We start from the raw sequence: 17,618 nt of genomic DNA, 5'->3' as shown, positions 1-17,618 counted from the left end.
TAAGACGCTGTGTATTACCGTTGGAGACAAATCGAGCAACAAAAAAGCCACTGATTGCGGCTGATTTCATAAAGAAACTCGGCCTGAGCGCTCGAAACCGGTAACCTATGCAGCTGTTTTTCTGCATATCTTCGAGGTAGCACCCGTGTTTTCCCAATTCGCCCTGCACGAACGCCTGCTCAAAGCCGTGGCCGAGCTGAAATTTGTCGAGCCAACGCCTGTGCAAGCCGCGGCCATTCCGCTGGCGCTTCAGGGGCGTGACCTGCGGGTGACGGCGCAAACCGGTAGCGGCAAGACCGCCGCGTTTGTCCTGCCGATCCTCAACCACCTGATCGGCCCGGCCAAGATCCGCGTCAGCATCAAGACCCTGATCCTGCTGCCGACCCGCGAGCTGGCCCAGCAGACCCTGAAGGAAGTCGAGCGCTTTTCGCAGTTCACTTTCATCAAGTCCGGCCTGATCACCGGCGGTGAAGACTTCAAGGTCCAGGCCGCCATGCTGCGCAAGGTGCCGGACATCCTGATCGGCACCCCGGGCCGGATGATCGAGCAACTGAACGCCGGCAACCTCGACCTGAAAGAAGTCGAAGTGCTCGTGCTCGACGAAGCCGACCGCATGCTCGACATGGGTTTCGCCGAAGACGTGCAGCGTCTGGTCGACGAATGCCCGAACCGTCAGCAGACCATGCTGTTCTCCGCCACCACCGGCGGTTCCGGCCTGCGCGAGATGATCGCCAAGGTGCTGAACAACCCTGAGCACCTGCAGCTCAACGCGGTCAGCCAGCTGAACGACACCACCCGTCAGCAGATCATCACCGCCGACCACAACCAGCACAAAGAACAGATCGTCAACTGGCTGCTGGCCAACGAGACCTATCAGAAGGCTATCGTCTTCACCAACACCCGGGCCATGGCCGACCGCATCTACGGTCGCCTCGTCGCCCAGGAATACAAGGCGTTCGTGCTGCACGGCGAAAAAGACCAGAAGGATCGCAAACTGGCGATCGACCGTCTGAAGCAGGGCGGCGTGAAGATCCTGGTGGCCACCGACGTGGCGGCCCGTGGTCTGGACGTTGATGGTCTGGATCTGGTGATCAACTTCGACATGCCACGCAGCGGCGACGAATACGTACACCGCATCGGCCGTACCGGCCGCGCCGGCAACGACGGTCTGGCGATCTCGCTGATCTGCCACGGCGACTGGAACCTGATGTCGAGCATCGAGCGTTATCTGAAGCAGAGCTTCGAGCGCCGCACCATCAAGGAAGTCAAAGGCACCTACGGCGGACCGAAAAAGGTCAAGGCCTCGGGCAAGGCCGTCGGCGTGAAGAAGAAAAAGACCGACGCCAAGGGCGACAAGAAAAAAGCCGCCGCCAAGACCCCGACCAAGCGCAAGAGCGCCAACCGTCCGAAGCCGGATTCTCTGGTAAGCAGCGACGGCATGGCCCCGCTCAAGCGCCGCAAGCCGGCAGCACCTGCGGCCGAGTAAGGCGTTTCAGGCAGGCAATAAAAAACCCGGACATTGTCCGGGTTTTTTTATTGCCAACGTTTATCAGCTGCCCAATTGCCCACGGGTGTCGGCATCAAAGCGCTGCTTTGCCTGATCCGCCTTCGGTTTGAGCTGTGCGAGCAGGGCTGCCTCGCTGTACAGCCCGGTCAGGGCCAGCTCCTTGGGCGTCGGCTCGATCGGGATCAGCACATCCTCACCTGCCGCGTGCAGCCAGATGGTCACGACATGCAGCGCCGAAACGAACAGCACTCGCAGCTCGACGGTTTTGCCCTGCAACTGCGGCGATTGCTCGGCCAGTTTCAGTGCATCGACCGTGGCGGCCGCCAGGTTGCCGTGGTTCAACGAGGCGAACTCGACGTGACCGCGGACTTCGGCCAATTGCGCATCGGCAATCGACACGCCGTCGGCAAACACCAGGTAATGCCAGTCGCCGAGCCGGGCGTCCTTGAGGCCTTTGCCCTGGCTCAGATCCTCCAGGCTGAGCGAGTAGCCGCGATAGGCCTCGCTGAGACTGATTTTCGCCGGCGCCGCACTGGCGAACTGGCGATTGATGCCAAACCCCTGGGTTTGCAGCGCCGCTTGCAGCACCGGACGCAAGGTCTGTACGCCGTTGGAAGGCGCCTTTGGATAAGTCAGTTGCATGATGTCGCCCTCCTAGTTTTTCGCCGTGAAGTAAGTGTGGGTCCAGTTGCCGCCACCGTTGTAGGAACCGGGGAACGAGCTCAGTGCGCGGGTCGAATAGCCGTAGATCGAATCCGCGACCAGCACGTAGTTGCCGTTGGTGCCATAGATCGTCAGGAAGTGCGCCCCGCCGCCGTACCAGGCACAGCGCAGACCGACAGGCCGGCCCATGTTGATCTGGTTCTGGATGGCCGACATCTGCAACGAACCCTGATTCATCCCGTTGTAGCTGCGGGTGGTTTGCAGGGCCGAATCCAGATAGCCATAGACGTTGCACGGCCCCGGCTGGCTGCAGCAGTTGCGGTTCAATTGGGTGCTGGCAACGCCGCACTGGGTCCAGGCCCCGGTGCCGTAATAGTTGCCGACCGAAGCGGAAACCGCGGCCCAGCACCAGTTGGTCTGGGTCTGTTGCTGCATCGTGAAGTTCAGGCTAGAGGCCGCCAGGGCCTCGACCTGTGGCGCGGCTTCGACCTCGACCAGTTGCGCGTCGAGCAGATGGCCGGTCAGGCACCCGGGCAGGGTGTTGCCGGTGTATTGCGTTGTTTCAGTGGTTAACATTTTTCAATCCTCCATGAATGAAAACAAATGTCCAACGTGTGGATGTTGCGAGCGATCGGCTGTGAATGGGTTGCCATCTCCGAGGGTCGGTTCCGATCAGGCTCGAGGTAACCCTAGGTCTGAATATGCGTTTGTGCAAATAAATAAATGCACAAATGCAATTCTACGGACGAAAGGACACTGCTTTGAGCATGTCCTTTGTGGTGGAGGCTGAAGCCCGAGGCCGTTAACCCTCGGTTTTGTGCTCGGCCGAATCCAGCTCCTTCAAGCGCTGGTCGATCAACTGGCATTTGTCCGGCAGATCGGCAGAGGCGGTGCCCAGGTCCATTTTCTGCAGCTCGGCATTGATTTCCTTGGCCTTGGTCGGGTTTTGCTCGGTGAGTTTTGCCACTTCCTGAGCCAGTTGTTCGCGTTTGGCGGTGGCCTCTTCGGGCGTGCAGGCCCAGACGGGCAGGGCACAGGCGAGGGTGGCGGCGAGTGTGAGGGGGAGCAGGGTTTTCATGGGGGCAGGCCTCGGGTCCGGTTAAGGCGGGTTAACCGGTTGAGGGCCGTGATCAGTGAAAAGTTCAGTGTCTTTGCCGGCTCAGTCGCCGTGGCAGCAACTGGATTTTTGCTCTCCGTCATACCGATCATGATGCCGCACCCACTCCATGATTTCGTCCTCGTTCCGCCCCTTGGGCGTAAGGTCGAGAAAGTTGTAAGCGCCCACCAGCATGTCCAGACCCCGGGCGTAGGTTGAGTAGGTGTGGAATATCTCGCCGTTATTGGCGCGATAGAACACGCTCAGCCCCGGCATTTCCTCTTCGCCACTGTCAGTCTTTTCATAGTTGTACGTAGCTTTTCCGGATTCGGCGTCTTCAGCACGGGCACAAACGCCGAAGTCGTAGTTGAAATCGGAACCGTCCGACGACACCCAGTTGAACTTCCAGCCCATGCGCCGCTTGAACGCCTGGAATTCGGCGAATGGCGCGTGGGATACCGCCACCAGCGCGATGTCGTGATAGGCGAGGTGCAGATTGGCGCCGTCGAAGTGGTCGGCGAGGAACGAACAGCCCTGGCAGCCTTCTTCCCAGCCCTTGGCGAACATGAAGTGATAGACGATGAGCTGGCTGTGCTGGCCGAACAGGTCGGCGAGTTTCAATTCGCCGTCCGGCCCCATGAAGCGATAGTCCTTGTCGACTTTCACCCACGGCAGAGCGCGGCGTTTGGCGCTGAGGCGGTCGCGTTCCCTGGTGAAGGCCTTTTCATCGGCCAGATGCTGCTTGCGGGCGGCGAGCCATTCTTCGCGCGACACCACCGGATGATTCTCAACGTTCATGATGATTTCTCCTGCGGGGTTGAAACCGTCTGTTTCAGACTAGTCGCTCGAGGCCCACGGGATTCGACAGACCGCCGGTCGGTCGGGGCCGCAAATGAAGCTGAACGGCTATTGCCCGCTCGGGTCACAACCTAGGACAGCGCCATTAATCACGCGCACCGGAGGTTGAATCAGGATGACGACTTATAACTGGGATTTGATTGAACGCCTGCTGCATGAAGTGCAGAACGGCGCAGGCCACAGCTTCGCACCGCGGTCCTATGCCGAAGACTACGCAGCGGAAAAAGCCGCGGCAGGCGAGCCGATCGAGAATCTGGATCATCTGAAAACCATCGCCTGTGAATATGAGCAGAAGCTGTTGCTGCGCGGTTTTATCGAGCCTCGTGGCGACGATGAAGGCAGCACCGGCAACAATTTCAGCCTGACCCCGCGCGGCTCGAGCCTGTTGAGCCTGATCGACAGCAGCATTCCTGGTAATGATCATCCGCGTCAGGTGCTGGATGAACAGGAGGATGCGCTGGATGAGGCGACCTTCGACCGTGTGGCGTCAAAAGCGCAGATTGCCTGAGCGCCTGCTGTAATCCCTCTGGGGCCGGGTTTTCCGGCTCCCGCAGGTTCAATGAACCTCAGCCTGCTTTCGCAGCCTTCAAACACTTCAAATCATTGAAGTCCTTGCGCACCCCTTCGATTTTCTTCAACAGGCGCTGGCGTTGTTGCGGTGTGCTTTCTGCCATCAGATCCACTGCCAGCGAGCGCGCCTGAGCTTCGGTGTCGGCGTAGGCCTTGCGGTAATCCGCTGTCCATAAACGCTCGCGATAGACCAGAAGTGTCTCGATCCGCTGTGGGAAATCCGGACTTTTACGCTGGGCAACGGCGGCGCTGAACTGCTGTTGCCAGTGCGCACGGTTGGCGATCCATTGGGTGTTCTGGTCGCCGAGTGCGGTTGACCACGCCATTACCCGTTGCTCTTGCGTGGTGCTCAATGGCCCGAGCCAGTCGTTGAGGCGCTTGTCCATGCGGGCGCCACGCTCGGCAATCTGCTGGGCCAGCGGTGGTTTCACGTACTCCTGCTGACGTTTGCGCAGATCCTTGGCAAACGCATCGTTCATGTCGGCGACCTGTTTGTCGTCCAGCCCTTGCAGCAGCTCGATGGCCGACGGGGTGATCTCCCGGGCGGTTTCGGCAATCGCCTGCTTGGCTTCCAGAGTGCGGGCCTGAAGTGCGGCGTCGGTGACCTGATTGGTTTCGACCATGGTCTGCAGACGATCCAGCCAGTCCAGGTAGCCCGGCAACTGCGTGGTGCAGTGCCAGCTCAGGTGTTCCTTGAGGCGTTCGTTGAACCAGCCTTTCTGCTCGCCGGTCATGTCCAGGTAGTCGCTGAGCGTCCATGGAATGATCACGTCGAGATTGCGATAGGCCAGGCCGACGCGGCTGCACGCGCCGAGGGCGAGGGTGAAGATCAACAGGGTGGCGCAGTGTTTGAACCAGCGAGACATGAGCGAGTCCTTGCGAAAGCCTGGCGTCTGATTCTTATGTGAACGCAGGATGCTCCCGGCAGTTCAGCCAATCAATAGAACGCGCGTTCGGCCTTGAGCGTGACGAGCCCGTCGCACTGGCTGTTGTGCCCGGAATAGGCGGAGCAATCGCTGCCGCTGAGGCTGGAATTGCTATAGATCAGGTCCAGGTCGATGCCCATCACCGGCCGGGAAAATTTCACCGACCAGTCGGTAAAACTGCTGACATAACCGCCGTCCACCGAGACCGGCGTATTGAGCTGATGGGTGGTGTATTTCATGCTGATCCCGATGCCGAACGGCTGGTTACCGCCCAGATCGGCGAACAGGGTGTTGTTCTGTTTGTCCGGATCGTTGCTCAGTGCGATGCCGAAACGGCTGCCGAGCAGGGTCAGGCCGCCGAACAGCTCCTGGCTGTCGAGGGTGTCGACCTTCGGATAGCTGTAATGGATCATCCCGACTTCGTAGCCGAGGGTTTGATCGAAGGGTTGTTTGAAACCGACATAGGAGTCGATCTCCAGATTCTTGCCCGGGGTCAGTCCCATGCTCGGCGCGTACTGGCCGACGTAGAGGCCGCTGTCGTGGCTCAGGTCGAGGCCGCCGTGGAAGGAGCCGGCCGCCGAGGGTTTGACCAGCCCTTGGGCCATGCTGCGGCTGGGCGTGGTGCCGAGCTTGAGGTCGAAGTCGCCGAGTTCGCGCTGGAAAATCTGCGCGTGCGCCACCGGACTCGCCAGCAGTCCTGCAAGAAATAAACAGAGGGGTTTGAGCATGCGTCACTCCTTGAACAGCGAGCGCAGGGTGACGTACCTGCTGAAACGCTTGATCCAGACGCGTGCAAGGATACCGGCGAATGATCGGCATCGAGGGCCGTTCGTCGATTTCTGTTGTTTTGTCGGTTTGATTAAACGCGAGAGAGGTCTTGCGAGGGTTCCGGTCCAGACGCTTCGAAGCTCAAAGCGTCTTGGGACTGGTGTGTTGCGGGGTGTTACTTCTTGCCCAGGCTGATCTGCTTGGACGGGCCGAACGTCTGGCCGCTGACGCCCTTGGCAATTTGCTGGATCTCGCCGCCGGACTTGAGGAATGCCGCGATCTGATCGTTGATCGATTCGCTGGTTTCAACGGCTGGAGCTGGCTTTGCTTTGCTGGTGGATGCTTTTACACGCATGGCGGCCATTAACCTGTAGAAAAGTAACTCGGCCAGGCATCGTACAGGAATAACTTGACAATTGCTTGGTAAATATCCCCCGGAATAACCCAGCGTGCGGGTGGATTATTCTCGATTAATTATTAGAAATATCCTGCTAACCTGCTGTTTTAAATAACAACATTTATCGGCATCGGTGGCTTTTCCGCGGGGGCGCGGCGCCGGGGAGTCGCCGAGGTGGTCTGACGAGTGGCGCCTGCGCGGCGGCAAACCAAGGAAAATCAAGGCTTCGCGCAAATTTCAGTTTGCGGGAGCATCTGCCGGCCAACGAACCCGGCAAAACCGGGTAGAATGCCGCCCACGCAATGAGGGTATTGGAAATGGCTTTAGTCGGGCGCTACAACAGTTTGCAAGTGGTTAAACACACTAACTTCGGTTTATATCTGGACGGCGGTGCCGACGGCGAAATTCTTTTGCCCAACCGTTATATCCCCAAAGATATTCCCAGCGAAGATGAAGACTGGCTCAATGTTTTCATTTATCTGGACAGCGATGACAAACTAATTGCCACCACTGAAAAACCAAAAGTTCAGGTCGGTGAATTTGCCAGTTTGAAAGTTGTTGAAGTCAACAGCATCGGTGTGTTCCTCGATTGGGGCCTGCCGAAGGATCTGCTGCTGCCTTACTCCGAAGAAAAACGCCAGATGACCGCCGGCGAATACTGCGTGGTGCATGTCTACCTCGACAAACACACCCGCCGCATCACCGCCACCGCACGTCTTGATCGCTACCTCGACAAGACCCCGGCCAACTACAGCGTGGGCCAGGAAGTTGATCTGCTGGTGGCCGAAGCCACTGACATGGGCTTCAAGGCCGTCATCAACAACAAGCACTGGGGTTTGATCCACAAGAATGAAATCTTCAAGTTCATGCGTTCCGGCATGCGCGAGAAAGGCTTCATCAAGGAAGTGCGCGCCGACGGCAAGATCAGCCTGAGCCTGCAACCGGTGGGGCAGGAAGCGGCCAGCAGCCTGAGTTCGAAGATCCTCGCCAAGTTGCGCGAAAGCAACGGCACCCTGGCCGTCAGCGACAAGAGCGACCCGGCGCTGATCAGCAGCCTGTTCGGTGTCAGCAAGGGCAACTTCAAGAAGGCCATCGGTTCGTTGTACAAGGAAGGCAAGATCGTCATTCATGCCGATCGCATTGAACTAACCTGAGCCTGACGTGGCCCATGTTGCATGGGCTCACTTGAGGTCTGGCAGATGAAAAAAGCGCTGATTGCCTACGTCGCCACGCTGCTGACGTTTCTTTTGCTCGACGGCCTCTGGCTCGGCGTGTTGATGGCGCCGACCTATCGCGAACTGCTCGGTCCGCTGATGCTTGAAAAACCGTTGTTGGTGCCAGCAGCGGTTTTTTATTGCCTGTACGTTTTCGGTTGCGTGGTGTTCGTGGTGTTGTCGGCGCTGACCTGGCAACGCGCCGCCCGCATGGGGGCGCTGCTCGGGCTGGTCGCTTATGGCACTTATGACCTGACCAACTGGGCGACGCTGCGCGGCTGGTCGGTGCAGGTGACGTTGCTGGATTGGGCATGGGGGACGTTTGCCACGGCGCTGGCCTGTTCGGTCGGATTTGTCGTGGCCGGCCGGTTTGGCAGATCAATCCTTCACCGCTGACGCTTCAGGAGAATGAAGTGTCTCTTCCAGACGGCTTTTTCTGGCCAACTGGTTAATAATCCCCTAGACCATTTTTCGCCCCGGACGAAGAGCCGGGGCTTTGTTTTGACCATTGGAAAAACTGCCATGTCGTGTGTGTTCGAGGTGTTGCGGTGAGCGTCAGTCGGCGCAGTGCCGACGGCTTTGCCCTGCAAGTGATGATCGGCCTGTGCCTGATCTGGGGTGTGCAGCAGGTGCTGATCAAGTGGGCGGCGAGCGACGTCGCGCCGGTGATGCAGGCGGCGGGGCGGTCGGGGATTTCCGCGTTGCTTGTAGGATTGCTGCTCTGCTGGAAGGGCGGCTGGGATCTGGTCGGCACCACATGGCGCGGCGGTTTGCTGGCCGGCGCCTTGTTCGGGCTGGAGTTCTTGTTCATCTCTGAAGGCTTGCAGTTGACCACGGCAGCGCACATGTCGGTGTTCCTCTACACCGCGCCGATCTTCACCGCGCTGGGCGTGCATTTCCTGTTGCCCAGCGAGCGTCTGCGGCCGGTGCAATGGCTGGGGATTTTCATGGCGTTCGTCGGGATCGCCGTGGCGTTTGCCGGTGGCGTGTCGTGGGACAACCTCGATCACCGCATGCTGCTGGGCGATGCCCTCGGCGTGCTGGCCGGGGCCAGTTGGGGCGCGACCACCGTGGTGGTGCGCGCCTCGCGCCTGTCGGAAGCGCCGGTGACGCTTACTCTGTTTTATCAGCTGATCGTCGGTTTCGTCGGCCTGCTGTTGATCGCACTGCTCAGCGGCCAGATCACCCACGTCAGCCTGACCGCTGTGGCAGTGGGCAGCGTGTTGTTCCAGGGCCTGGTGGTGTCGTTCTTCAGTTACCTGACCTGGTTCTGGCTGCTGCGCCGTTATCTGGCGGCCAATCTGGCGGTGTTTTCCTTTATGACGCCGTTGTTCGGCGTCACGTTTGGCGTGGTACTGCTGGGCGAAGAACTGAGCCTGAATTTCATCATCGGTGCCGTGCTGGTGCTGCTCGGCATCACCTTCGTCAGCGCGGAACAGTGGGTGCGTCGGCGTTTGCGCAAAGCGCTCGGCCAGTCGTAAGCGGTTTCCACGCCAGGCCACCGGCGATCAGCAGGCCGCTGCCGGCGATCACCAGCGCCGGGTGCAGGCCGCCGCTGAAGTGGCTGCTGACCGCTGCCAGCAACGGCCCGCTGAGCTGACCGACAGCGAAGCACGCGGTGAGCAGGCCGGCGTTGCGCTGGGTGGCGTGGGGCGCCAGTTCCCGGGAACGCTGCATCACCAGTTGCATGCAGGCCAGGAACGGCGTGCCGCACAGGATCACACCCAAAGCCAGGCCGAGGCCGCTTCCCAGCAGGCAGGCAAAGACACCAACCGCTTGCAGCCACAACGTCGCCATCAACCAGTGACGGGTGGTTTCCGGATCGTGCCGACGCAGACTCACCAGCAACACGCCAATCGCGGCGGCTAGGCCGAAGCATGGCCAGAACAGATCCGCCTGCCATTGCCCGTGAAACTGCGCGTTGGCCATCTGCGACAGGAACGTGGCCGGAATGATGTAGCCCACGCCGTACAAGGCATACACCACTGCCAATCGCCCAATGCCACGATTTGATGGGCTGGCGGTAGTCACTGCGGTCGGGGCGCCGACGCCCGGTTGCGGCAGGATCCGCACGATGCCCAGCAACATCACCAGCGCCACGGCGGCGTAGATCAGCCACAAAGTGGCGGAAGTTTGCTGCGCCAGATGTGAGAACAGCGCCAGCAACCCCGTCAGAAAGATTCCAAGGCCCGGCCCGGCAAAGACCAGCGCGCCCAGTCTCGGGCGACCCGCCGCCGCAGCCAGTGGCTGGCTCAGCGCCGTAATCATCACCAGCACCCAGGCACTCGCCACACCGGTGCCGAAGCGCAGCAGCAAATGCGACCAGAAACCATTGGCCCAAAACGACGCCAGCGTCAGCAGCACACACAGCCACAAGCCACCATGCAGGCGCCGTTGCACCTGATCGGGCCGACGGGAAAACATCGCATCCACCGCCCCGAGCAGATAGCCGAGGTAGTTGGCGGCCGCAATCAGACCGGCTGCGGTCAGGTCGATCTGCCCTTCGCTGATCAGGTGGGGAAGTTGCGGCGTGAGGGCGAAACGCCCGATGCCCATGGCCATCATCAGGGCAATGAAACTGGCGGATAAGCGAATCAGCGGCGACATGGTCTGGATTCCGTTGGAAGGTTCGATGACCGTCAGGCTAGGACTGATTGACTTTCTTTAAAATTGAATAATAGTGAGCAACTTGTTCTGTTCAGGAGAAAGGTTGTGGAGTTCAGCCAATTGCGGATCTTCCAGGCCGTGGCGGAGGAGGGCTCGATCACTCGCGCCGCCGAACGCCTGCATCGAGTACCGTCGAACCTGTCGACCCGGCTCAAACAGCTCGAAGAGCAATTGGGTGTCGAGCTGTTCGTCCGTGAGCGTCAGCGTTTGCAGTTGTCGCCTGCGGGAAAAGTCCTGCTGGACTACACCGGCAAACTGTTCGCCCTACGTGATCAGGCCAGTGCGGCGGTAATGGGCGGGCAACCGGCGGGGGATTTCGTGCTCGGCACCCTGTACAGCACCGCCGCGATCCATTTGCCGGCGTTGCTGGCGCGCTATCACAAGCAGTATCCGGCGGTGAATCTGCAGGTGCAGTCCGGGCCCAGCGGCGAATTGCTCGAGGGACTGCTCACCGGGCGGCTCGACGCGGCGCTGGTGGATGGCCCGCCGCAACTGGCCGGGATCGACGGCGTGCCGTTGTGCAACGAGCGGCTGGTACTGATCAGCGAGGCCGATCACCCGCCGGTGCGCAGTGCCAAGGATGTCGAGGGGCGGGCGGTGTTCACCTTTCGTCATGGCTGCGCGTACCGGGCGCGGCTGGAGTCGTGGTTTGCCCACTATCACGCGGCGATGGGCCGGGCGATGGAGATCGAGTCTTACCAGGGAATGCTGGCTTGCGTGATTGCCGGCAGCGGGGTGGCACTGATGTCGGAGTCGATGCTCGCCAGCCTGCCAGGCCGCGAAAGTGTCGCAGTGCACCCGCTGGCCGAGCCTTTTGCCAGTGCGACAACATGGCTCATGTGGCGCCGGGGTATGGTCGGGGCCAACCTCAATGCGTGGATTGAACAGCAGCAGGCGCTCTATCCCGTGGCTGGCGAAGATACCCGGGAAACGGCTTGAACGAACGGTCAGGGATTCTGATCCATTCAGTAACAGATCATTGCGGATTTCGCCGAGCATTGCGTAGGACTTCGGACTATTATCAGTGCGAAGCGGCTACAGAATTCCGGCCGCTCAGCACCACCCTGAAGGGGGCATGACGATGAAAGAGAAAATTCAGAACTGGCTGCACGATTTGGGTGTTGCCCTCGGCTTGATCGAACCGCCTCTGCAACCGGTCCCGATTCGCACTGACGACGAACTGCGCCGGCGTCAGCAGCGTCGGCGGTAATGCCTTCCGGCTTCAAGGATTAAAGATTAGAGAGGTCGCCGTTTCGGGCGGCTCCGGCAGAAAAGAAGCTGGAGCCGCCCGAAACGGCGACCTTTTGCTATTCAGTGCCGCCCGATTTCCAACAGAAACCGGCTCAAGTCATTCGCGGTTTTCGCGCTCTTGAGCATGCGGTCCTCTTCTGCGGTGAATGCCGTCAGTCCGAATTCATCTTCCAGATGGAAGATCAGATCCTCGATGTCCGCCTTCTCCAGACCCAGTTCCGCCAGACTGGTGTTGTCATTGAAGTCGCGGTGTTCCAGCAGGCGTTTGATGAATCGGTGCACGGCGGCACGCACGGCAGCTCTTCTCATGGCAGATGTTCAAAAAGTGGCGGGATCTGACTGGAGTACAGCAGGCCTCAGGCGTGTCGGCGCAACCATTCGTCAATCATTGAACGTAAATGCTCTCCCGAGAAACTGCCGAAATGCCCGCCATGCACCGTGCGGATCTTCAGGGCCTGCAAGCGTCGCAGGCTGGCGGCGTAGTCCTCGAGATTGGAGTGGTAGGCGTCTTCGATCAGCGGCCCGTCGTAGATGATGTCGCCGCTGAACAGGGTTTCGGTGGCAGCTTCATAGAGGCTGATACCGCCCGGTGAATGCCCCGGCGTGTGCAGCACCTGCAACGTGCGGTCGCCCAGGTCCAGCACATCACCGTCCTCGACAAACCCGGTGGCCGGCGCAGACTTGACCCGGTATTCGGTGTAGCACAACGGGCAATCCGGGTGCGCTTCGAACATGTCGTCGCCGACGAAGGCCCGGCTCAAGTCATTCTCGCCATCCGGCGCCGCCAGAATATCCGCCTCGGCGGGATGCACCAGCCGTTCGGCAAATTCGTGATGCCCGGCGATGTGGTCGAAATGGCAATGACTGGCCACTGCCACCAGCGGCCGCTCGGTCAGCCACGGCAATTGTTCGCGCAGGCTCACCAGTCCGGAACCGCTGTCGAGCAGCAGATCCTTGTCCCGCCCCTGAACGTGCCAGAGGTTGCAGCGGTAGAAGGGACGGATATACGGCTCATGAATCAGGCGAATGCCGTCGCTCAGGGTTTGCACTTCGAACCACTGATCGCGAGAAACAATCTTCATCAAGCATTTTCTCCAGACGAAAAAAAACGGGTGTGGCAACCGACGCCACACCCGTCGAAGAAAGCATCAAGTCGTTATGTTCAGCTTAGATCGCGCTGGCCACCACGTTTGGGCGGCGGGACATCAGGCTGACCACCACAAAACTCACCAGACCCACAGCCAGGCTGTAGTAGATCGGGGTGTTGGCGTCCAGACCGTCCTTGACCATGAACAGCAGGGCGGTGGCGAAACCCAGGCCCATGCTGGCGATGGCGCCGGCGGTGGTGGCGCGTTTCCAGAAGATTGCACCGATCAGCGGGATCAGCATGCCGCCCACCAGCAGGTTGTAGGCCAGGGTCAGGGCGCTGATCACGTCGTTGACCACCAATGCGATGCACAGCACCACGACACCGGTCAGCAGGGTGAACAGACGGTTCACGCCAAGGCTCGACTGTTTGCCGCCACGCAGTTTCGGCAGCAGGTCTTCGGTCAGGGTGGTGGCGGCGGCGAGCAGGCCGGCGCTGGCGGTGGACATCATCGCGGCCAGGGCAGCGGCGATCACCAGACCACGGATGCCGTCCGGCAGCGACAGTTTGACGATGGCGGCGAAGGCGTTGTTGACGTTGTCCAGATCCGGGATCAGTACGTGCGCCGCCATACCGATCAGGGCACAGGCCAGACCGTAGAGGATGCAGTAGATGCCCGCGATGCTGCCGGCGTACTGGGCGACTTTGGCAGTCTTGACGGTGAACACCCGTTGCCAGATGTCCTGACCGATCAGGATGCCGAAGAAGTAGATCATGAAGTAGGTGATGATCGTGTCCCAGCCGATGGTGGTGAAGCTGAAGGCGGTGGCCGGCAGTTTCAGTACCAGTTCGTCCCAGCCACCGACTTTGTACAGGCAGATTGGCAGGAGGATGAACATCAGGCCCACGGTCTTGATGATGAACTGGACGATGTCGGTCAGGGTCAGCGACCACATGCCGCCGATGGCCGAGTACACCACCACCACGCCACCGCCGAGCAGTACCGAGACCCAGAACGGCAGGCCGAACAGCACTTGCAGCACGGTGCCGATGGCGAGGATCGAAGTCACGCCGATCATCAGCGCGTAGGCCAGCATGATCGCCGCGCTCGCCGAGCGGGCCATCGGGTTGTAGCGTTTTTCCAGGACCTGGGTAACGGTGTAGATCTTCAGCTTCAGCAGCGGCTTGGCCAGGAACAGGTTCAGCGCCACGATGCCGCAACCCAGTGCCGCGCACAGCCAGAAACCGGAGATGCCGTGCACGTAGCCCAGACGCACGGTGCCGACGGTGGACGCGCCACCGAGAACGGTCGCGGCCATGGTGCCCATGTACAGGCTCGGGCCGAGGTTACGCCCGGCGACGAGGAAGTCCTCGTTGGTCTTGGCTTTGCGCATGCCGAAATAGCCGAGCAACAGCATGCCGGCCGCGTAGATGAGGACGACGAATAAATCCAAAGCCATGATGGCGTGTCTCCGATTGTCTTTTTTATGGGGTGGAACACTGTGGGAGAAGGCTGACTCCCACAGGCGATTCGTTTCTTCAGGCGGCCTGACGCAGCGCCGCTTCCGCCGGCGCATGGGCGCCGTTGCTCCGTGGATCCTTCGGCCCGTAGACCAGCGCCGGTTCCGGGAACAGGCTCAGCAGCATCAGGTACATCACCGAGGCCAGGCCCAGGGTCACCAGCAGGCTAATGTCGATGCCGCCGGCCAGTTCACCCAGCGGGCCGACGAACTGCCCCGGCAGGTTGACGAAGCACAGGCCGACCGCCGCGCTCGGGATCCATGCACCCAGGCCGCGCCAGTTCCAGCCGTGGCTGAACCAGTAGCGTCCGCCTTGCTCGCCGCGCGTGAACACTTGCAGGTCGTCCGGGCAGTAGAAGCCGCGACGCACCACCAGGCCGATGATCATGATCACCATCCATGGCGTGGTGCAGGTGATGATCAGCACGGCGAAGGTCGACACGCTCTGCACCAGGTTCGCCGCGAAGCGCCCGATGAAGATGAAGGCAATCGACAGCACGCCGATCAGCAGCGTCGCTTTCACTCGCGACAGCAGGCGCGGGAACACACTCGACATGTCCAGCCCGGTGCCATACAGCGACGTGGTGCCGGTGGACATGCCGCCGATCACCGCAATCAGGCACACCGGCAGAAAGAACCAGCTCGGCGACACCGCCAGCAGACCGCCGACGTAGTTGTTGGCCGCGATGTAGTCCGGTGCCTGGATCGCTACGATGGTGGCGGTGGTCAGGCCGAACAGGAACGGAATGAAGGTAGCGATCTGCGAGAAAATCACCGCCGCCATGATCCGCTTGCGCGAGGTCTCACGCGGGATGTAGCGGGCCCAGTCGCCAAGGAACGCGCCGAAGGAAATCGGGTTGCTCATGGCCACCAGCGCGGCGCCGATGAACGCGGCCCAAAAGCCCGGCTGACCGAGGCTGACGGTACCGGCGTAGTGCGAATCGAAAGGACCGGCGAAAGCGAAGATGCCCAGCAGGAACAGCAGGCTCGCGCTCCACACCGCAACCTTGTTCACCCACAGCAGGAAGCGGAAGCCGTAGATGCACACGGTCAGGACCAGAATGGCGAACAGACCATAGGCCAGGCCCAGAGTCAGGTCGGTTTCCGGCAGGCCGATCAGGCGTTTCGCACCACCGATCAGCGCATCCCCCGAACTCCACACCGAGAGCGAGAAGAAGGCGATGGCGGTCAACAGCGACAGGAACGAACCGACGATCCGCCCGTGCACGCCAAAATGCGCACCGGACGACACGGCATTGTTGGTGCCGTTGAGCGGGCCGAACAGGCCCATCGGTGCGAGGATCAGCGAGCCGAGCAGCACACCCGAGACAATCGCCCAGACGCCCGCCTGAAAGGACAGGCCGAACAGCACCGGGAAACTGCCGAGCACGGCGGTGGCAAAGGTATTCGCGCCGCCAAAGATCATGCGGAACAAGTCCACGGGACCGGCGGTGCGTTCGTTGTCCGGGATCTGTTCGACCCCGTGGGTTTCAATCTGCGTAAGGCTTTGGTCTTTGTTGTTGTTATTCATGATCTGCTCCGATCATAAAGGCGCGCTCATCGTGTCGTGAGCGTCACCTGTCTTGGCTAAGGGGGTGGCAGCCCTTCCGGCATTGCGGACAAATGTTCGTGGCAGGCCAGCCAATGGCCTTGTTGTTCTAGGCTCGACGTTTGTTTCTTGAAAACAATCGTCTCGCGCTCCTGGCTGAAGTGTTGCTCCCCTTGCATGCGCAGCTCGGTGGCCACGTCATGGATAAATACCGCCACGTCACCCTGCAGGCTGACGAAGGCGTTGCTCGAAGTGCACGACAGCACCTCGAAGCCATCCTCGGCGCGCCAGCTGTCCCACAACGCCTGATAGGCATCGCGCGACAGCAGGGGCTGTTCGAGGGTGTAGAACACGAAGCTCGCATCGGCGCTGAACGCGCCGAAGTAGGCTTCGCGATCGTTGCGGGCGAAGGCGGACACCAGATCGGCAGCCGCTTTCAGAACCTGATCACGTTCGTTCATGACCCGACCCTCAGCGGTGGACCACGCCCGGCAGTACGCAGAGCATTTCGTACAGCAGGTTGGCGGCCAGCAGCGAGGTGTTGCCGGTGGTGTCATAAGCGGGCGAGACTTCTACCAGATCGCAGCCGATCAGGTCGAGGCCCTGGCAGCCGCGAACGATTTCAATCGCCTGAATGGTCGTCAGACCACCGATTTCCGGGGTGCCGGTGCCCGGTGCCCAGGCCGGGTCGATGCCGTCGATGTCGAAGCTCAGGTACACCGGGCCGCCACCGACTTTCTCGCGCACTTCGGCCATCAGCGGTTCCAGCGACTTGTGCCAGCACTCTTCGGCCTGCACCACGCGGAAGCCCTGATCGCGGCTCCAGTTGAAGTCGTCAGCGGTGTAACCCTGCGCACGCAGACCAATCTGCACCACGCGGTCGCAGTCCAGAAGACCTTCTTCGACGGCGCGACGGAAGGTCGTGCCGTGGGCGATCTTCTCGCCGAACATGTGATCGTTGACGTCAGCGTGAGCGTCGATGTGGACCAGGCCGACCTTGCCGTGCTTTTTGTGGATGGCACGCAGGATCGGCAGGGTGATGGTGTGGTCGCCACCCAGGGTCATCGGGATCACGTTGTGCTCGAGGATGTTGTCGTAGGCTTCTTCGATGATGCGCACGGCGTCGAGCAGGTTGAAGGTGTTGATCGCCACGTCACCGATGTCGGCAACCGACAGCGAGTCGAACGGCGCAGCGCCGGTGGCCATGTTGTACGGGCGGATCATCACCGATTCGGTGCGGATGTCGCGTGGCCCGAAGCGGGTGCCGGGGCGCAGCGAAGTACCGATGTCCAGCGGCACGCCGACGAAGGCAGCGTCCAGACCGGCAGCGGTCGGTACATGGGGGAGTCGGAGCATGGTGGCGATGCCGCCGAAGCGCGGCATTTCGTTGCCGCCCAGTGGTTGGTGAAGAATCTTGTCCACGGGTAGGGCCTCATCGTCTTTGTTTTATTTATGTCGGCGCGCCGTTCAGCACAGGTTCGGACGCCGCTGTGGGGCCGATTCTGCGAAATGTAGTGAGGCGGAAGAATCGCTACGAACAAAAAC

At 60.7% G+C, this 17,618-nt stretch carries 21 protein-coding genes; 7 read left to right on the top strand and 14 right to left on the bottom strand.

Translation table 11 applies throughout. The features are described 5' to 3' along the window. The first annotated feature begins 145 nt into the window (after positions 1 to 145). A complete protein-coding gene (locus M5B44_RS01240; RefSeq protein WP_248738008.1) occupies positions 146 to 1,486 on the top strand; it encodes a DEAD/DEAH box helicase in 1,341 nt (446 codons plus the stop codon). A gap of 63 nt (positions 1,487 to 1,549) precedes the next feature. Here the strand turns inward: M5B44_RS01240 and M5B44_RS01235 are convergent, their stop codons facing one another. The 4 genes from M5B44_RS01235 to M5B44_RS01220 form a co-directional block, all read right to left on the bottom strand. Next, entirely contained in the window at positions 1,550 to 2,149 is a 600-nt protein-coding gene (locus M5B44_RS01235; protein ID WP_248738007.1) for a hypothetical protein, read from the bottom strand. A gap of 12 nt (positions 2,150 to 2,161) precedes the next feature. Beyond that, the gene (locus M5B44_RS01230) at positions 2,162 to 2,746 is read right to left on the bottom strand and encodes a papain-like cysteine protease family protein (RefSeq protein WP_248738006.1); all 585 of its coding nucleotides are present in this window, start codon (positions 2,744 to 2,746) and stop codon (positions 2,162 to 2,164) included. Between the two features lie 226 nt (positions 2,747 to 2,972). Beyond that, positions 2,973 to 3,248, bottom strand: coding sequence for a hypothetical protein (locus M5B44_RS01225; RefSeq protein ID WP_248738005.1), 276 nt, complete (start codon positions 3,246 to 3,248; stop codon positions 2,973 to 2,975). 81 nt (positions 3,249 to 3,329) lie between these two features. Further along, positions 3,330 to 4,064, bottom strand: coding sequence for a DUF899 domain-containing protein (locus M5B44_RS01220; RefSeq protein ID WP_248738004.1), 735 nt, complete (start codon positions 4,062 to 4,064; stop codon positions 3,330 to 3,332). 175 nt (positions 4,065 to 4,239) lie between these two features. Between M5B44_RS01220 and M5B44_RS01215 the strand changes: the two genes are divergently transcribed. Continuing rightward, a complete protein-coding gene (locus M5B44_RS01215; protein WP_085710345.1) occupies positions 4,240 to 4,632 on the top strand; it encodes a transcriptional regulator in 393 nt (130 codons plus the stop codon). A gap of 58 nt (positions 4,633 to 4,690) precedes the next feature. Here the strand turns inward: M5B44_RS01215 and M5B44_RS01210 are convergent, their stop codons facing one another. The 3 genes from M5B44_RS01210 to M5B44_RS01200 form a co-directional block, all read right to left on the bottom strand. Further along, entirely contained in the window at positions 4,691 to 5,560 is an 870-nt protein-coding gene (locus tag M5B44_RS01210) for a DUF6279 family lipoprotein (RefSeq protein ID WP_248738003.1), read from the bottom strand. 71 nt (positions 5,561 to 5,631) lie between these two features. Continuing rightward, complete coding sequence (locus M5B44_RS01205) at positions 5,632 to 6,348, bottom strand: TorF family putative porin (RefSeq protein WP_248738002.1); 717 nt, start codon at positions 6,346 to 6,348, stop codon at positions 5,632 to 5,634. Positions 6,349 to 6,563: 215 nt separating this feature from the next. After that, the gene (locus M5B44_RS01200) at positions 6,564 to 6,752 is read right to left on the bottom strand and encodes a hypothetical protein (RefSeq protein WP_016985943.1); all 189 of its coding nucleotides are present in this window, start codon (positions 6,750 to 6,752) and stop codon (positions 6,564 to 6,566) included. 350 nt (positions 6,753 to 7,102) lie between these two features. Between M5B44_RS01200 and M5B44_RS01195 the strand changes: the two genes are divergently transcribed. The 3 genes from M5B44_RS01195 (at position 7,103) to M5B44_RS01185 (ending at position 9,480) form a co-directional block, all read left to right on the top strand. Continuing rightward, positions 7,103 to 7,939: a S1 RNA-binding domain-containing protein gene (locus M5B44_RS01195; RefSeq protein ID WP_085710349.1), complete on the top strand. Its 837-nt coding sequence runs from the start codon at positions 7,103 to 7,105 to the stop codon at positions 7,937 to 7,939. 45 nt (positions 7,940 to 7,984) lie between these two features. After that, on the top strand, positions 7,985 to 8,395 hold the full coding sequence (locus M5B44_RS01190) for a DUF2177 family protein (protein WP_248738001.1): 411 nt from the start codon (positions 7,985 to 7,987) through the stop codon (positions 8,393 to 8,395). Positions 8,396 to 8,547: 152 nt separating this feature from the next. Then, positions 8,548 to 9,480 (top strand): DMT family transporter, encoded by a 933-nt coding sequence (locus M5B44_RS01185; RefSeq protein WP_248738000.1) that lies wholly within the window; start codon positions 8,548 to 8,550, stop codon positions 9,478 to 9,480. Here the strand turns inward: M5B44_RS01185 and M5B44_RS01180 are convergent. Then, on the bottom strand, positions 9,425 to 10,606 hold the full coding sequence (locus tag M5B44_RS01180; protein ID WP_248737999.1) for an MFS transporter: 1,182 nt from the start codon (positions 10,604 to 10,606) through the stop codon (positions 9,425 to 9,427). The genes M5B44_RS01185 and M5B44_RS01180 overlap by 56 nt on opposite strands. Before the next feature lie 105 nt (positions 10,607 to 10,711). Here M5B44_RS01180 and ptrR point away from each other — a divergent pair, with 105 nt between their 5' ends. After that, a complete protein-coding gene (gene ptrR / locus M5B44_RS01175) occupies positions 10,712 to 11,605 on the top strand; it encodes a putrescine utilization regulator PtrR (protein ID WP_114881847.1) in 894 nt (297 codons plus the stop codon). Positions 11,606 to 11,747: 142 nt separating this feature from the next. Further along, positions 11,748 to 11,876 (top strand): PA1414 family protein, encoded by a 129-nt coding sequence (locus tag M5B44_RS28845; RefSeq protein ID WP_263860087.1) that lies wholly within the window; start codon positions 11,748 to 11,750, stop codon positions 11,874 to 11,876. A 101-nt stretch (positions 11,877 to 11,977) separates the two neighbouring features. Here M5B44_RS28845 and M5B44_RS01170 read toward each other — a convergent pair whose 3' ends face one another. From M5B44_RS01170 to speB, 6 genes are all read right to left on the bottom strand, one after another. Beyond that, entirely contained in the window at positions 11,978 to 12,226 is a 249-nt protein-coding gene (locus M5B44_RS01170) for a phosphopantetheine-containing protein (RefSeq protein WP_085710356.1), read from the bottom strand. Positions 12,227 to 12,273: 47 nt separating this feature from the next. Next, on the bottom strand, positions 12,274 to 12,999 hold the full coding sequence (locus M5B44_RS01165) for an MBL fold metallo-hydrolase (protein WP_248737998.1): 726 nt from the start codon (positions 12,997 to 12,999) through the stop codon (positions 12,274 to 12,276). A gap of 85 nt (positions 13,000 to 13,084) precedes the next feature. Continuing rightward, positions 13,085 to 14,464, bottom strand: a complete 1,380-nt coding sequence (locus M5B44_RS01160) for a sodium:solute symporter (protein ID WP_248737997.1) — start codon at positions 14,462 to 14,464, stop codon at positions 13,085 to 13,087. Positions 14,465 to 14,543: 79 nt separating this feature from the next. Further along, the gene (locus M5B44_RS01155) at positions 14,544 to 16,055 is read right to left on the bottom strand and encodes a purine-cytosine permease family protein (RefSeq protein ID WP_248737996.1); all 1,512 of its coding nucleotides are present in this window, start codon (positions 16,053 to 16,055) and stop codon (positions 14,544 to 14,546) included. A gap of 56 nt (positions 16,056 to 16,111) precedes the next feature. After that, complete coding sequence (locus M5B44_RS01150; RefSeq protein WP_248737995.1) at positions 16,112 to 16,534, bottom strand: YybH family protein; 423 nt, start codon at positions 16,532 to 16,534, stop codon at positions 16,112 to 16,114. A gap of 10 nt (positions 16,535 to 16,544) precedes the next feature. Then, a complete protein-coding gene (speB, locus tag M5B44_RS01145) occupies positions 16,545 to 17,495 on the bottom strand; it encodes an agmatinase (RefSeq protein WP_007956591.1) in 951 nt (316 codons plus the stop codon). Positions 17,496 to 17,618 lie beyond the last annotated feature (123 nt).

The organism is Pseudomonas sp. MWU12-2029 (assembly GCF_023242425.1).
Lineage (GTDB): Bacteria > Pseudomonadota > Gammaproteobacteria > Pseudomonadales > Pseudomonadaceae > Aquipseudomonas > Aquipseudomonas kribbensis.
Note: the sequence above shows the minus strand (reverse complement) of the source record. Positions and strands in the feature narration are given on the sequence as shown.